At 68.6% G+C, this 15,641-nt stretch carries 14 protein-coding genes; 6 read left to right on the forward strand and 8 right to left on the reverse strand.

Translation table 11 applies throughout. The annotated features are described in order from the left end of the window. Positions 1-15 precede the first annotated feature (15 nt). The 3 genes from BM252_RS31095 to BM252_RS17650 are packed head-to-tail and all read left to right on the forward strand — an operon-like array spanning position 16 to position 5,444. Positions 16-507, forward strand: a complete 492-nt coding sequence (locus BM252_RS31095) for a YfiR family protein (protein ID WP_174900572.1) — start codon at positions 16-18, stop codon at positions 505-507. Between the two features lie 9 nt (positions 508-516). Beyond that, complete coding sequence (locus BM252_RS17645) at positions 517-3,273, forward strand: response regulator (protein WP_093388974.1); 2,757 nt, start codon at positions 517-519, stop codon at positions 3,271-3,273. Next, positions 3,270-5,444 carry a putative bifunctional diguanylate cyclase/phosphodiesterase gene (locus BM252_RS17650; protein WP_093388975.1) on the forward strand — a complete coding sequence of 725 codons (2,175 nt, stop codon included), beginning with the start codon at positions 3,270-3,272 and terminating at the stop codon, positions 5,442-5,444. The genes BM252_RS17645 and BM252_RS17650 overlap by 4 nt, the downstream gene beginning before the upstream one ends. Positions 5,445-5,455: 11 nt before the next feature. On the opposite strand, the gene BM252_RS17655 is transcribed toward BM252_RS17650, so the two are convergent. The 3 genes from BM252_RS17655 to BM252_RS17665 form a co-directional block, all read right to left on the reverse strand. Beyond that, positions 5,456-5,842 (reverse strand): ArsR/SmtB family transcription factor, encoded by a 387-nt coding sequence (locus BM252_RS17655; protein ID WP_093388976.1) that lies wholly within the window; start codon positions 5,840-5,842, stop codon positions 5,456-5,458. Next, positions 5,826-6,332, reverse strand: a complete 507-nt coding sequence (locus tag BM252_RS17660; RefSeq protein ID WP_093388977.1) for an SRPBCC family protein — start codon at positions 6,330-6,332, stop codon at positions 5,826-5,828. The genes BM252_RS17655 and BM252_RS17660 overlap by 17 nt, the downstream gene beginning before the upstream one ends. A gap of 93 nt (positions 6,333-6,425) precedes the next feature. After that, the gene (locus BM252_RS17665; protein ID WP_093388978.1) at positions 6,426-7,328 is read right to left on the reverse strand and encodes a LysR family transcriptional regulator; all 903 of its coding nucleotides are present in this window, start codon (positions 7,326-7,328) and stop codon (positions 6,426-6,428) included. Between the two features lie 140 nt (positions 7,329-7,468). Between BM252_RS17665 and BM252_RS17670 the strand changes: the two genes are divergently transcribed. Next, positions 7,469-8,920, forward strand: coding sequence for an MFS transporter (locus BM252_RS17670; RefSeq protein ID WP_093388979.1), 1,452 nt, complete (start codon positions 7,469-7,471; stop codon positions 8,918-8,920). Here BM252_RS17670 and BM252_RS17675 read toward each other — a convergent pair whose 3' ends face one another. Continuing rightward, the gene (locus tag BM252_RS17675; protein ID WP_093388980.1) at positions 8,921-12,049 is read right to left on the reverse strand and encodes a patatin-like phospholipase family protein; all 3,129 of its coding nucleotides are present in this window, start codon (positions 12,047-12,049) and stop codon (positions 8,921-8,923) included. Between the two features lie 161 nt (positions 12,050-12,210). Next, positions 12,211-12,636, reverse strand: coding sequence for a RidA family protein (locus tag BM252_RS17680; protein WP_093388981.1), 426 nt, complete (start codon positions 12,634-12,636; stop codon positions 12,211-12,213). Positions 12,637-12,772: 136 nt separating this feature from the next. On the opposite strand from BM252_RS17680, the gene BM252_RS17685 reads away from it, so the two are divergent. Beyond that, positions 12,773-13,705, forward strand: coding sequence for a LysR substrate-binding domain-containing protein (locus BM252_RS17685; protein WP_093388982.1), 933 nt, complete (start codon positions 12,773-12,775; stop codon positions 13,703-13,705). A gap of 105 nt (positions 13,706-13,810) precedes the next feature. Here BM252_RS17685 and BM252_RS30250 read toward each other — a convergent pair whose 3' ends face one another. Beyond that, positions 13,811-14,107, reverse strand: a complete 297-nt coding sequence (locus BM252_RS30250) for a hypothetical protein (RefSeq protein ID WP_139236576.1) — start codon at positions 14,105-14,107, stop codon at positions 13,811-13,813. 35 nt (positions 14,108-14,142) lie between these two features. Beyond that, positions 14,143-14,997, reverse strand: a complete 855-nt coding sequence (locus BM252_RS32235) for a C1 family peptidase (RefSeq protein WP_425442333.1) — start codon at positions 14,995-14,997, stop codon at positions 14,143-14,145. Here BM252_RS32235 and BM252_RS31100 point away from each other — a divergent pair. Further along, positions 14,885-15,325, forward strand: coding sequence for a hypothetical protein (locus tag BM252_RS31100; RefSeq protein WP_174900574.1), 441 nt, complete (start codon positions 14,885-14,887; stop codon positions 15,323-15,325). The two genes, BM252_RS32235 and BM252_RS31100, sit on opposite strands and share 113 nt — an antisense overlap. Position 15,326: 1 nt before the next feature. On the opposite strand, the gene BM252_RS17695 is transcribed toward BM252_RS31100, so the two are convergent. Beyond that, on the reverse strand, positions 15,327-15,641 hold a 315-nt coding region (locus tag BM252_RS17695), incomplete at its 5' end, for an integrase core domain-containing protein (RefSeq protein ID WP_245774316.1).

The following is a 15,641-nucleotide window of genomic DNA, read 5'->3' on the forward strand; positions in this document are numbered from 1 at the left end:
CGCAGAGGGGCACTGTTGCTGTCGCTGTTGGCCGTCTGGGCGCCGCGGCTGGCGGCGCAGGGCGTGGCCGCCACCGCCGAAGTGAAGGCGGCGTTGGTCTACAATTTCCTCAAGTTCACCGAATGGCCGGGCGACGCCGCCGGTCCGCTGGTGTTGTGCGTGGTCAACCCCGACCGCCGCACCGAGGCCGCCTTCGCCGCCGTGCACGGCCGCACCATCGAGCAGCGCGCCATCCAGGTCCGCACGCTGGCGGCGGCCGACAGCGCGGCGCGCTGCCACCTGTTGTATATCCACGACGGCGGCGGCCGCGAACTGCAACAGCTCGGCGCCGGCCAGCCGGCGCTGCTGACGGTGGGCGACCGCGACAACTTCGTCGACGCCGGCGGCGCCATCGGCCTGGTCGAGCTGGACGGCCGCATGCAGTTCAAGGTCAACCTCGAGGTGATGCGGCGCGGCAGCTACAAGGTCAGCGCCCAGTTGCTCAAGCTGGCGATCAACAACCGATAGGACGGCGCGATGACGATCTGGCGACAACTGCTGCTGCGACACAAGATCACCGCGATGGTGGTGGCGGCCTGCGCGCTGGCCCTGGTGTTGTTCGAGCTGGTGTTCCTCAGCATCCAGTTCGCCACCCTGCGCAGCCAGGCCCAGCGCTCGCTCAGCAGCCTGGCCGAGACGGTGGCCATCAACAGCGCCGCCGCGCTGACCTTCGACGACCGCAAGTCCGGCCTGCAGACGCTGGAGTCGCTGAAGGCGGTGCCCGAGGTGGCGCGCGCCAGCATCGTGGCGGCCGACGGCCGCGAGTTCGCCGCCTACCACGGCGGCGGTGCCGCCGCCGACACCGCCGCCGGCACCCTGGCGGCGCGCGCCCCCATCGTCAACCGGGGCGCGACCATCGGCCGGGTCGAGTTGCTGGCCTCGCTGGCCCAGTTGCGCCAGGCGCAGTTCCAGGCCATGTTGCTGGCCGGCGGCCTCGGCCTGGGCGCCCTGGCGCTGGTGTCGGCGCTGGCCTGGCTGGCCGCCAGACGGCTCAGCGCGCCGCTGCTGCGCCTGTCCGAGCTGGCCAACCAGGTCGGCCGCCAAGCCGACTACGCGCTGCGCGCCACGCCGGGCGAGGGGCGCGACGAGGCGGTGCAACTGGCGCTGCGCTTCAACGACATGCTGGCCCAGATCGAGACCCGCGAGGCCGAGCTGGCCGGCCACCGCGAGCACCTGGAGGAGGAGGTGGCGCGCCGCACTGCCGACCTGGTGCGGGCGCGCGACGCCGCCGAGGCCGCCAACCGCGCCAAGAGCGAGTTCCTGGCGATGATGAGCCACGAGATCCGCACTCCGCTGAACGGCGTGATCGGCATGACCGACCTGCTCGGCAACACCGGCCTCGACGAGGGCCAGCGCCGCTACGTGCGCATCGTGCGCCGCTCCGGCGAGGACCTGCTGGCCATCCTCAACGACATCCTCGACTTCTCCAAGATCGAGGCCGGCAAGATGGAGCTGGAGCAGGCCGTGTTCAGCCTGACGCTGCTGCTGGAGAACATCGCCGAGCGCTTCGCCCCGCTGGCCCACGGCAAGGGCCTGGTGCTGCACCTGCGCCCGCCGACGCGTCCGCTGATGCTGCGCGGCGACAGCAAGCGCCTCGGCCAAGTGCTGACCAACCTGGTGGCCAACGCCATCAAGTTCACCGAGCGCGGCCAGGTGGTGCTGCGCGCCGAGCTACTGGCCGAGACGGCCGAACGCTACACGCTGCGTTTCGCCGTCAGCGACAGCGGCATCGGCATCGCGCCCGAGCAGCTGGCGGCGTTGTTCCAGGCCTTCAGCCAGGCCGACAGCTCGACCACCCGGCGCTACGGCGGCACCGGCCTGGGCCTGGCCATCTCGCAGCGCCTGGCCGGCCTGATGGGCGGCCGCATCGAGGTGCTCAGCACGCCCGGCGGCGGCAGCGACTTCCACTTCACGCTCGAGCTGGCCGGCGCCGGCCCGGCGGCCGAGCCTCGGCCCGACGCCATGCTGGAGGCGATGGGCATCCTGGTGGTCGACGACAACCAGATCAATTTGGAGATCCTCACCGAGCAGCTGCGCTCCTGGCACTGCCGGGTGGTGCAGGCGGGCGATGTGGCGACCGCCATGGCGCTGCTGCAACGGCCCGAGCATGGCTTCGAGCTGGTGCTGAGCGACATGATGATGCCCGACGAGGACGGCCACGGCCTGCTAGCCCGGATGCGCGCCGAGCCGATGCTGGCGGCGCTACCGGTGATCATGCTCAGCTCGGCGGGCGACGCCGGTCCGGGCGAGCCGGACGGCCCGCTGCGCCTGGTGCTGAGCAAGCCGGTGCGCCAGTCCGAGCTGTACAACGCGCTGTGCGCCGCGCTGCGCAAGAGCGCGCCGGGCGGCACGCCGGCGGCGCCACGGCCGGCGCGCCGGCTGGGCGGGCGCGTGCTGTTGGCCGAGGACAACCTGACCAACCAGGAGGTGGCGCTGGCGATGCTGAAGAACCTCGGCGTGGCCTGCGAGGTGGCGGCCAACGGGCTCGACGTGATCGCCCTGCTCGAGCGCGAGCGCTTCGACCTGATCCTGATGGACTGCCAGATGCCGCAGATGGACGGCTACCAGGTCACGGCGGCGATCCGCGCCGGCGAGCGCGGCGGCCGCCTGCCGATCGTCGCGCTGACCGCCAACGCCATCGCCGGCGACCGTCAGCGCTGCTTCGACGCCGGCATGGACGAATACCTGGCCAAACCCTTCACCCAGGACCAACTGGGCGACCTGCTGGCGCGCTGGCTGCCGCTGCGCCCGGCGGCCGGCGCGCGCGCCGGCACTGGGGCCGCAAGCGGAACCGGTGGCGGCGGCGGCACCGGCGCGGCGGCCGCGGCCGGGGGCGGCATCGGAGCAGGGACCCGATTCGTGGCGGCGGCGGCAAGCGGCGCCGGCGCCGCCAGCATCGACGCCGGCGCCATCGACACCATCCGCCGGCTGCGCCCCGGCCTGCTGCCGCGCGTGCTCGACGCCTGGCTGTTGGAGTCGCCCGGCCTGCTGCGCGACATGCAGGCCGCCGTCGACGGTGGCGACCACGCCGCCCTGGTGCGCGGCGCCCACTCGCTCAAGAACGGCTCGGCCAACGTCGGCGCGCGCCAGCTGGCGCAGCTGTGCGTCGAGCTGGAACAGCGCGGCCGCAACGGCCAGACCGAGCAGATCGGCGAGGCCATGGCCGAGGCCAGCCTGGCCTTCGCCCGCGCGCTGGGCGAGCTGCGCGCGCTGCGCGAAGGGGAGCCGGCATGAGGCAGACGGCGCCGGCGGCGCGCCCACGGCCGCTGATCCTGATCGTCGAGGACGAGCTGGCGGCCCGCCTGCTGATGCGCGCGACGCTGGAGGAGGGCGGCTTCGACGTGGTCGAGGCCGACGGCGTGGCACAGGCGCTGGTGCAGTTCCAGCTGGCCCGGCCGGACCTGCTGCTGCTCGACGTGATGCTGCCCGACGGCGACGGCGTGGCGCTGTGCGCGCGCCTGCGCAGCCTGCCCGGCGGCGACGTGCCGATCGCCATGGTCACCGGCCTCAACGACGCCGAGGCCATCCTCCTGGCCTACCAGTCCGGCGCCACCGACTTCATCGCCAAGCCGATCAACTGGGGCACCATGGCCTACCGCATCCGCTACATGCTGCGGGCGCGCCAGGCCCTGCTCGACCTGTCGCACAGCGAGCGCGAGACGCGCCTGGCGGCCAAGGTGTTCGACGCCTGCAACGAGGCGATCATGATCACCGACGGCGCCAACCGCATCGTCTCGGTCAACCCGGTGTTCGCCAGCACCACCGGCTACGCCGCCGGGCAGCTGCTCGGCCGCGACCCGCGCATCCTGGCCGACGGCGCCGCCGCGCGGCGCCATTTCGGCGCCATGTGGACGGCCTTGCGCCAGGGCGGCAGCGGGCAGGGCGAGCTGGCCTGCCGGCGCCGCGACGGCGCCGCCTATCCGGCCTGGTTCTCGCTGAGCCTGCTGCGCGACGCCGACGGCCGGCCCGAGCACCACATCGCCATCTTCTCCGACATCAGCGCGCGCAAGGAACAGGAGCGGCGCATCGCCCACCTGGCCTACCACGACGAGCTGACCGGCCTGGCCAACCGCGCCCTGCTGGCCGACCACGCCGGGCTGGCGATCGCCAAGGCCAGGCGCGAGCAGGGCACGCTGTCGCTGCTGTTCGTCGACATCGACCGCTTCAAGAACATCAACGACTCGCTCGGCCACAGCGCCGGCGACGAGCTGCTGCGCCAGGTGGCCGGCCGCCTGCGTGGCGTGGTGCGCGCCTGCGACACGGTCAGCCGCATGGGCGGCGACGAGTTCGTCATGCTGTGCCCCGGCGCCGCCGACAACGGCCAGCTGGCGCTGCGCGCCGACGCCATCCTGCGCGAGCTGGCGCGCCCCTTCGAGATCTTCGGCATGGCCCTGCACGTCAGCGCCAGCATGGGCGTGGCGCGCTTCCCGGCCGACGGCGCGACCTTCGAGCTGTTGATACGCAACGCCGACGCCGCCATGTACCGCGCCAAGGAAAGCGGCCGCAACACCTTCCAGTTCTACACGCCCGACCTCAGCGTCAACGTGCTCGAGCGCCTGCAACTGGAGATGGACCTGCGCCGCGCCCTGGCCCAGCAGGAGTTCGTGCTGTACTTCCAGCCCAAGCTGGACGCCGTCAGCGGCGCGCTGACCGGCGCCGAGGCGCTGATCCGCTGGCGCGACCCGCGGCACGGCCTGATCCCGCCCAACCGCTTCATCCCGGTGGCCGAGGAGGCCGGCCTGATCGAGCCGATCGGCCAATGGGTGCTCAGCGAGGCCTGCCGCCAGCTGCTGCGCTGGCAGGCGCTGGGCGTGGCCGGGCTGAGCCTGGCGGTCAACGTCTCGGCACGCCAGTTCAAGCAGGCCGACTTCGTCGCCTCGACCGAGGCGCTGGTGCGCGCCGGCGGCGTGGCGCCGGCGCTGATCGAGCTGGAGCTGACCGAGAGCATGCTGATGAGCGACGCCGGCCAGACCGCCGAGAAACTCCACGAGCTCAAGGCGCTGGGCTTCTCCATCGCCATCGACGACTTCGGCACCGGCTTCTCCAGCCTGCACTACCTGCGCCACTTCCCGGTCGACGTGCTGAAGATCGACCAGTCCTTCGTGCGCGAAATGTTCGACGACGCGGCGGCGCTGGCCATCATCGACGCCGTCATCGCGCTGGCCAACGCGCTGGGCATGGGCTCGGTGGCCGAGGGCGTCGAGACCGAGGCGCAGCGCGCCACGCTGCGCGAGCACGGCTGCCGCACGGTGCAGGGCTATCTGATCGCGCGGCCGATGCCGTCCGACGAGTTCGTCGGATGGGCGCGCGCCTACCGCGCCGGCCTGGCCGCCGACGCGCAAGCCGACGGCGACGTGGACGTGGACGTGGACCAGCCAGCGGGCTGGTCCGCCCGGCCGGACTAGTTGTTCCCGGACTAGTCGTTCTTCTCGACGAAACTCTTGATCCGTGCCAAGGCCCGCTCCCATTCGCGGCCGATGGCCTCCAGGGCCAGCTTGGCCTCGTCGATGCGGGCCGGTTGCAATTGCCACAGGCGTTCGCGGCCGATTTTGACGTCGCGCACCAGGCCCGCCTCGGCCAGCACGCCCAGGTGTTTGGTGACGCCCTGGCGGCTGATCGCGGTGCTTTGGGTCAAATGGGCGATCGAGTAGGCGCCGCCGGCGCACAACTCGCTCACCAGCTTCAGGCGCGTCGGGTCGCCCAGGGCGGCGAACACGTCGGCCAGCGACTGCCCGGCAGCGACCGTGGTCGCCGCCGGGCAGTCGGCCCCGGGCCGGGCCGCTTGGCTAGTTGCTGCCGGCATAGCGCGCCACGTTGTCCAGCTGCGCGGTCCAACCCCGGCCGTGCATCTCGAAGGCCTCGCCGCGGCGCCGCGCCGGCACCTTGTCAAAGCCGGACTCGACCACCGTCAGCAGGACGGCGCTGCCGGGCGCGTCCTGCAGCGTGAAGGTCACCAGCGTCGGCGTCTCCTTTGAATAGTCGACGGCCTTGTCGAAGGCGTAGGGATGCCAGTGGAACGAGAACAGGTCCTGCGGCTCGACGCGCTCGACGACGACGTCGAAAAAATGCTCCGTGTGGCCGGGGATGGTCATCTGGCCGCGCGCGCGCTGGCCCGGCTGGAAGTGTTGGCCGCTCAGGTCGGCGCCGAACCAGGCGCCGAACTCGTCGGCGCTGGACAAGGCCCGCCAGACCCGCTCGCGCGAGGCCTTGATGAGGATGCTGCGTTCGATGCGGTCGGTGCTCGAGGTGCTCGCCGAACCGGTCTGCGTTGCGCTGCTCGATAGTGTAGTCATGTTGCTGCACTCCTTTCCACTGGCTAATTTAAGCAACCATTTGGCTGCTTGTTTATTATGTACCGTCCCCGCAGAAATGCAACCATTCGGATGCTATTTATTTTGCGCCGCCGCGCAACTTTGCAGGACCAGGCCGCGCAACCAGCTGTGTGCCGGGTCGGCGTCCATTCTTGGGTGCCACAGCATGGACACAGTGAACTCCTGCACCGTGAAGGGTAGCGCGAAGCTATGCAGGCCGGCGCGCAGCTTGCCGCTGTGGCGTTCCGGCACCGTGGCGATCAGGTCGGAGGCGCGCGCCAGCGCCAGCGCGCTGGAAAAACCGGCGACGATGGCGGCGATCTGCCGTTCCAGCCCCAGCGTGCGCAACACGTCGTCGATCGGCCCGCCGGCCAGCCCCTGGCGCGAGACGTTGATGTGTCGGCCCGCCGCGTAGAGGGCCGGCGTGATCCCGCCCCGGCTCAGGGCGTGCCCCTCGCGCACCACGCCGATGAAGCGGTCGCGGAACAGGGCACGGCTGCGCACCTCCGGCCCGGTCGCCTTGCCGACCACGCCGGTCTCCAAGTCGACGCTGCCGTCGCGCAACGAGGCGCTTTCCTTGTTGTCCTTTTGCAGGAAGCACAGCCGCACGCCGGGCGCCTCGGCGGCGACGCGGGCGATCAAGTCGGCGCCGAAGTTTTCCACGAAGCCTTCGCGGCTACGCAGCGTGAAGGTGCGCGCCAGTTGCTTGAGCTTGAGCACGTCGGCCGGCCGCAGCGCCGCCTCGGCGTCCTGCACCAGCTGGCCGACGCGGGTGCGCAGCTCCAGCGCGCGCGGCGTGGGCACCAGGCCGCGTCCGGCACGCACCAGCAGGGGATCGCCGGTGGTCTCGCGCAGGCGCGCCAGGGCGCGGCTCATGGCCGACGGGCTCAGCCGCAAACGGCGGGCGGCGCCGGCGACGCTGCCCTCGGCGAGCAACGCGTCCAGGGTGATGAGTAAGTTGAGGTCGGGGATGGCCATGGCTTGAGTTTAGCGCAATTGGCGTTTGGCATGGCGTTGGACGCATGAACAAAGTGCAAATGCTGCGTCTTCCGCCATGTCAACCGCAGGCGTAAGGTTCGCTTAGCTCCATGTGGAGAGCTATTCAAGCAGTGGAGGGTATGTTGAAAACTATTCATGCAAAACCGGATGGCATGGCCGCCGGGCCGGCGCGGCTAGCCGCCTCGGTGCGCTGGGCGCTGGCCGCGCTGGCGCTGTCGATGTTGCTGTCGTCGCTGGGCACCAGCATCGCCAATGTCGCGCTGCCGACGTTGGCACTGGCCTTTCACGCCTCCTTTCAGCAAGTGCAGTGGATCGTGCTGGCCTATCTGCTCGCCATCACCAGCCTGATCGTCAGCGTCGGCCGCTTGGGCGACCTGGTCGGCCGGCGCCGCCTGCTGCTGGGCGGCATCGCGCTGTTTACTGCGGCATCCGTCCTGTGCGGCCTGGCGCCCACGCTCGGCCTGTTGATCGGCGCCCGCGCGTTGCAGGGCCTGGGCGCCGCCGCCATGATGGCGCTGACCATGGCGTTTGTCGCCGAAACGGTGCCGAAGGCGCGCACAGGCAGCGCGATGGGCCTGCTCGGCACCATGTCCGCCGTCGGCACGGCGCTCGGGCCGACGCTGGGCGGCGTGCTGATCGCCGCGCTCGGCTGGCCGGCGGTGTTTTTAGTCAATGTCCCGCTGGGTCTGGTGGCGCTGCTGCTGGCCTACCGCTTCCTGCCGGCGGACCGCCGGGAGCGGGGCGCCGCGCGGCCGCGCTTCGACCATGTGGGCACCCTGTTGCTGGCCTTGAGCTTGGCGGCCTACGCCCTGGCCGTGACGACCGGGCGCGGCAGCTTCGGCAGGCTCAACCTAGCGTTGCTGTTGATGGCCGTCGTCGGCGCCGGCGTGTTCGTGCTGGCCGAGGGCAGGGCCGCCGCGCCGCTGGTGCGCCCGGCGTTGTTCCGCAATCCTCTGCTCAGCGCCGGCTTCGCCATGAGCGCGCTGGTCACCACCGTGGTGATGGCGACGCTGGTGGTCGGCCCCTTCTACCTGTCCGGCGCGCTGGCGCTCGACGCCGCCCGGCTCGGCCTGGTGATGTCGTCCGGCCCGATCGTCGCCGCGCTGGTCGGTGTGCCGGCCGGCCGTCTGGTGGACCGCTTCGGCGCGCAGCGCATGAGCGTGCTCGGGCTGCTCGGCATGCTGGCCGGCTGCGCCGCGCTGCCGCTGACAGCCGCAGGCGCCGGCGTGGCGGGTTATGTCGTGCCGCTGGTGGTGCTCACCGCCGGCTATGCCTTGTTCCAGGCGGCCAACAACACCGCCGTCATGACGACGGTGCCGGCCGATCAGCGCGGCGTGATCGCCGGGTTGTTGAGTTTGTCGCGCAACCTCGGCCTGGTCACCGGCGCGGCGCTGATGGGCGCCCTGTTCGCCTTCGGCGCGGCAACGGCCGACGCGGCAGCGGCGGGGCCGGCGGCCGTGGTGGCCGGCATGCGCTTGACCTTCTGCGTCGCCACCGTGTTGATCGCCGGCACACTCACCATCGCGCTGCTGAGCCAGGCGCTGGCGCGCCGCGCCGCCGCTGCTGCTTAACTACCCGTCCGAGGCCCGCCGCCGCTCCACGCGCCGGTCCGACAGCGGCACCACGTTGCCGCTCCTCGGCACCGGCGCCGGCTGGCTCAGCAGACGGCAGATGTAGCTGATGCGCCATTTCCGCCGCGCGCCCTGCCAGCGCGGATGGGCCGACTTGGCGGCCACCTGCCGCAGCGCGCCCAGCGCGATCTGGTAGCCGAGCGAGCGGTAGCTTTCGAACTGGTCCTCGTCGAACCACTGGTCGGCCGTGCTCTGGTGCGGGAACTCGGGGTGCGTCTTGCTGTAGTTGAAGATGTCGGCGTTCTCGTCGCCGACGATGGTCGGTTTGATGTAGAGCAGCACGCCGTCGCTCGCCTTGCCGTCGGCCTGCTTGTAGTGGACGCGGCCGCTGACGCAGCTGGCGCCGAAGGTGTCGCCGTCGCCGACCTTGCGGATCTTGCGCGCGTCGAGCGTGATGGCGACGTTCAGGTCGGTCGCGCACTTGCGGATCGCGTTGCCCAGGTCCTCGAAGTTCTGCTTGTCGTCGCAGCCGGCGTCGACCACCACGATCAATTTGCAGCGCCGCCGCACCAACTCGTACAGGGCCAGGTTCTCGAAGTGCCCGCCGTCGGACAGGTAGAGGAAGTCGGCCTCGGCGTCGGTCATGCCGAACAACTCGGACAGGATGCAGAACAGGCCGATCGGCGGCGACGACTGCTGCCAGCTCTTTTCCTTCATCGGATTGGGCGACCAGCGGCCCAGCCGCAGGTTGAACAAGGTCATCAGGAAGGTCAGCGGCGGCGACGAGTGGTAGCCCATGTTGGGGCTGGCCGCCGCGCCGGAGACGGCCACGGCCGTGCCCAGCTTGACGACGGTGTCGTCGTCCTTGAGGATGGTCGAGGTGGCGGCGTAGCTGGCGGTGGGCCGAAAGGCGCCGCGTTGCGGGCACACGGCGGCCCGGTCGGCGCCGCGCATGGCCGGCATTTCGAAGCCGCAAAACGCCGGCGTGAAGCAGAAATTGGCCGCCTTGCGGGTTTGCCAGGCCAGCTCCTTGCCGTTGACCAGGTTGATGGCGGCGCTGATCAGATGGTAGGGCCGCTGCAGCTTGGCCCTGGCCGGGGCCGCACCCGGCGCCGACCCGGCGGGCGCCGTTGCGGCCGCGCCCGGCGCGCCCGGCATGGGCGCGGCGCCGCTCTGGCGCAGCAGGGATTCCAGCGGCGGATCGTCGTTGGGGTCGAAGCCGGTGAAGGGATGGGGGCAGCGGCTGGGGCTGCTGGCGCCGAAATAGGCGCGCACCAGGCGCATGCGGTACATCATGTACAAGGAGAACTTGTTGATGTCGACCCGCCAACCGAGTATCAAGGCGACGGCCAGCAGCTTGAGGAAGAGGGCGCCGACGGCGACGATGCCGACCTTGCTGCTGGCGGCCAGATAGCTGTCGAAGTAGGCCACCAGGCCGGACTTGGCCAGCTTCAGCACCGGCTGCTCGGCGACCACGTATTGCAATCCCGTCGTCAGCGCGGCGATGGCCAGCAGGCTGAAGGCGTAGGGGGCGACCTGCGCCACCAGATCGAGCCTGGTGCCCGCGCCGGCCTTGCCGGTGGCCTTGTCGCTGCCCGACTTCAGGCCGAAGAAGGTCACCGCCGAGGTCAACGCGGCGCCCAGCGTGGTGCTCGCGGCGTAGTGTTGAAAAGCCCAGTCCAGCAGCGGCGGCAGATAGAAGGTGCAGACGAACAGCGCCAGCCAGGCGATGGCGAAGATGAAGGTCCAGGCGCCTTGGCGCGCCCACCATTCGCGGCTCTGGTCGAGGTACATGCGGCCGATCAGGCCTATCATCAGCGTGATGGTGACGGCGAACAGGCCCAGCATCAAGGGCATGCCCAGGCAGGCCAGTTGCACCGCGTCGAAGCTGGCGAAGGACGAGTGGCTGGCCAGCGACAAGCCCTTCAACAGCAGCAGCGTGCCCACCGCCAGCGCGCCCAGCGCGCAGAGCAGATGACCGAGGCCCTCCATCAGCATTTTGCGCGGCGGGTCGTGGCGCGGCGCGGGCGTTGCCACCGCTGCGGCCCTGTCGTCGCGGCGGTTGAGCAACTGCGCCGCGCCCCAGCCCAGCGACCAAGCCAGGAAATACACCGCGCCCGGCAGCAGCAGCCAATGGTAGGGATAGGCGCTCAGCGAGTCGGGAGTGGCATCCCAAAAGCGCACCAGCTCGGCGCGCTTCTCCCACACGGCCAGGCTGCCGAGGAAGCCGGACAGCATCAAGGGCAGGCAGATGTAGAGCAGGATCTTGCCCTGGGTCTGGCCGAGCCAGCCGGCGCCCACCTTCGGCCCCTTGCGCGAGATGCTCAGCGCGATGAAGGCGACCGCCGCCAGGAACAGGGCGGCGGCATAGGGCCAGGCTTCGGCCGTCGGCGTCGCCATTTCGCTGCGCACGCCCGACACCACCATGCGCGGCAACAGGAACAGCGCCGCCAGCCAGGCCACCAGCATGGTCAGGTTGAGCAAGGTGTTGCGGGCGTAGGTGCAGATCAGGGTCCAGGTGTCGGCGCTGAACAGCCCGGTCTTCGGCGTCAGATAGTTGCTGTACTGGCGCAGGAACTGCACCGGCGCCGGCTCGCTGCGCGGCCGCCGCTTGTCGTTGGCGGCCACCAGTTCCTCCTCGACCGCCTCGACGCTGCCGCCTTTCTCCTTGATCCACTTGGACAGCCAGCCGCCGATGTAGCCGCCGCCGGAGACGGTCGACAGGTAGTCGAAGTCGCGCAGCAGGCGCATTTCCGCCAGCGCCTGCAGCACGCCCAGGTTGAAGGTGGCGCTGCGGATGCCGCCGCCGGAGAACGCCAACCCGGCCAGCTTCTGTTGGTGGGCGCGCTGGTTGACCTCGGCCAGGCTGACCGGCCGGGTGGCGTCCGGCACGCCGTCGGCCAGGGCGTCGAGCTCGAACTGGAAGACTTCGCTGAACACGCTGCCGGCCTTGCCGTTGAGCGCCCGCCACAGCTCCTCGTCGGACAGCTTGCGGCCCGGGTTGAAGGCCTGGCGCGCCCGGTCGAAGTCCTTGCTGGCGTCGAAGCCCAGGCTGTCGAGCTTGCGGGTTAGGTTTCCTCGTAACTCATCGGCGCGGCTGGGCGCGTTGGCATCGACATCGGCAGGCATGTTTCCTCCGGCTGTGGGCGTTTGCTGACAAGGTGCGGCAGCTCTCCAATATAGACAGTTTTATACCGGGAAAGATCACACATTGTTGCGCGGGGAAGCCATTGCGCAAGCAAGTTGCATTCATTTTACTGGGACTTCTTGATGTCCACCTGAGGTAGCGCCTACGCTGGGCCATTTTTGCGCATATCCCGGCTCCCCCGCGTGCTGTGGCGGATAGCGGCAATGGCCTCGATCTCGATCATGGCCGCTGGATCGTACAGGGCCCTGATTTCGGCGATTGTGTCGGCCGGGTAGGGGGCGCTGAAGAACTGGCGGCGCAGTGCCACGACCTCCTTGAAGTTGCCCATATCGGTCACGAAGATGGTTACCTTGATGACGTCTGCAAGGCCCGATCCGCCGGCTTCGAGCGCGCGCCGGAGGTTGGCGAACGCCTGCTCGCCCTGGGCGCGGAAACCGCCGGCGACGATCTCGCCATCGTCGTCGGCGCCCGCTTGGCCGGAAACGAACAGCAGCTTGCCGAACTTGATCGCCTGAGAAAGCAGAAAGGGTTCGTAGTTGTCCGGTTGGGTAATAATTCGTTCGAGCATGATTTGCTCCTTTCGTTACGGTAGGGGAGAAGTGTTCGGCCTGTCGGGGCCGCAGTGGGAAGATAGGCGCGCGCCGTTGGGTTGACAAACTCTAAGTTGTCAGGCATAAGATGAACTATTTTCATCTATATGCACAATGCGGCGCCTCCTACCACTCTCGGCACTACGCGCGTTTGAAGCGGCAGCCCGCCACGGCAGCTTCAAGCAGGCCGCCAATGAACTTGGCGTCACGCCGACCGCGGTCAGCCATCAGATTCGCCTTCTCGAGGAATTCACCGGCCTAAGCCTATTCGAGCGGCAGGTGCGCAAAGTGGTATTGACCGACGCCGGTGCGGAGCTGTATCCGGTGCTGCGCGACGGTTTCAATACTTTCGAGACGGCCCTGCAGCGCCTGGGAACGCCGCAGGCACGCCGCCGCGTCATCATTTCGACCACCAATGCGTTCATGGCGCGCTGGTTGGCGCCCCGAGTGGCGGGCTTCCGAAAGCTGCATCCGGAAATCGACCTGGAGCTGCACGCATCCGATCAGGCCGTCGACCTTGGGCCCGACGACGCCGACCTGGCGATTCGCTACGGACGGGGGCCGTATCCCGGCATGGTAGCGGAGCCGCTGTTCACCGACTGCTTCGCGCCGGTGGCCAGCCCGCAGCTCGGGCCAATAGGACAGGCGGATCTGGACCGGTTCCCGTTGATCGATTTCAAGTGGTGCCACGACCATCCGCTGAACCCGACGTGGAAGAACTGGTTCGCGGCGGCAGGCTTACCTTGGAAGGCACGTCATGGCCAGCTTCTTTTTTCGGACGAAGGGCATGCGATCCAGGCGGCCTTGGCCGGACAAGGTATCGCACTGTTGAGCCTTGAGTTGGTGGCGGACGACATCGCGGCCGGGCGTTTGACGCGGCCGTTCGGCCCGAGCCTACCCGGCCATACGTATCATCTCGTCCGCAGCGCGGGCCATATGCCCGGGCCGCATGTCGACTCGGCGTTAGAGTGGCTGCGCGGACAAATACACGGGCCGGCGAATCCTTCCGGCCGACCGGCGGAAACGGATGATTTCGCTCAGCCATGAAGTGAGCGTGCTATGCGGCTCGCCGCCATAGTCGTCCCGTGAAGTGTGGAATGCGCGCCGCCCGCGCGCTCGCGCGCGATGACCGGGTAGATGAGCGCCAGAATATCAGCCCAGGCCGTAGACTCTAGGCGGGCTCGCCACGACTCGCAAGACTCCGGCGTTGGACAACTGATCACTAAGGCGCTGCGCTGCGGCTGCCGCCGCCGCAGGCTTCCAGCCCAAAGAAGCGGCCACTGCGGATGGAAAGGTGCGCGCGTAACCGGCAAACTCCTCGGCAGATTGCAAATGCTGGGCCTGGGCCAAATCGGCCAGCACAGAGGGGACAAGCAGAACGCCGCTGTCAATTCGGGAAGCAAAGTTTCCCGGCTTAGCTTCAATTTTGCTATCGGCACACATTCTCATGTTGTCCTCCTTGCAGGAAATAATGCAAGAATGCACTATAACGAGCACATTTCCCACAGATACAAGTCCACATACGACCAGCTAATTTGCCCATATCCCGGCTCAGGCCCCCAGTATGCACCAGCCGCCGGCAATTTACTTCCCCATGGGCTTACTCCCCAGGAATTTCGTATGATGAACCAGCCGCGACCTGCGGGTTCTGTTGGATCGGGTTCAAATCCCACAATGCACACGGCGTGGCCGCCGATCACAACGGAGCTGGGCTGTGGGTCCAGCACGCGGCCGAATTCCATCAGCCCGCCAGCATTCCAGTTGTCGTTCGTGGGCAGGACCGGGTCCGCGAATACGGGCACGCCGATTGCAACTGGCGCCTGGCACAAGGCCGCGTACAGCAGAGTTGCGTTGCCAGGAGCGGTAACAGATCCGCCAACGTGCCGCTTGTTGGATGCCGCCAAGACCGCCGTGCCCGGAGGCGGGCCTTGGTCCACGGTGGCGAGCGGCAACGGGTTGTATGGCCAAGTTGCTTCGTCGCACAAGCCGTGGTTTTGTAGTGCTTGAAGCGTGTACGGGTGTGTTGTGCCATCCGTGGCGCTGGGGTCAAACTGCTTTGCCCCCCAGAACAGGAACTGCTCTGATCCATCGAAAGTCGGGACGGGGGGCACTGACTGAAACGCCAAGACTTCTGTGCACGCTGCCAATGCGTGGGCCACGCAAGTGCCTCGCTGTCCTTGATCACGAACCTTCCAGCCACTCAGACGCGGTGCCGTATGGTGGTCGATGGAGGTCAGCGGAAGTGAGGTGGCTGCGGAAAACGACTTAGCCAGGGTTGAATTTGCTTTTGCTCCGAGTGGAAAACGCGCATTGGGCGGTGGCGTATTGGCCGGTCCCAACCTGGAGCTGCGGAAAGATCTGTTCGACTTCATCGTTGCCGAGCTTGGCCGGCGCGAGTCCGACAATCCGCGTCGCATCCGCCCGGTACGGGTCGCGTTGCAAAACCAGCGCGACGATCTGCTCGCCTTCGCCGGCGTACTCGACGACAAGCTGGCGACGATCTCGCGTGCTCACGAATTGCCAGAACACCTCGTGCGCGCCGTTTGCGTGTTGCACCGCAAGCCGAGCACCTCGCCTGCGTACTGGCAAGGATGGAACCGGCTGCGCGCCAGGATGGGCGCACAATTTCTAAAGTGGACCCGTCAGTCAAGACACTCTGCCAGTTAATTTAAGCTGTGCCCATTTCCACTTCATCAGCTGCTCGGCGCTGTCCCGTACCACTCTTTTCCTGCGGCGTCTCGCCGTCATCGCCGTACCTGTCGACGATCAACGCACCGCCGCCAATCCCATCGCGATGGACTTGATCGGGCGTCTGATACCTCAGCGACTGGTGCGGCCGCTGTGCGTTGTAGAACGCGAAATACTGTGCCAGGCCCACCATCAATTCCGCCATGTTGGCGTAGCCCTTCAGGTACACGTCCTCGTACTTCACGTTGCGCCACAAGCGCTCGACGAAAATATTGTCCAGCGCCCGTCCGCGCCC

The sequence above is a fragment of the Rugamonas rubra genome (assembly GCF_900114705.1).
GTDB classification, from domain to species: domain Bacteria; phylum Pseudomonadota; class Gammaproteobacteria; order Burkholderiales; family Burkholderiaceae_D; genus Rugamonas; species Rugamonas rubra.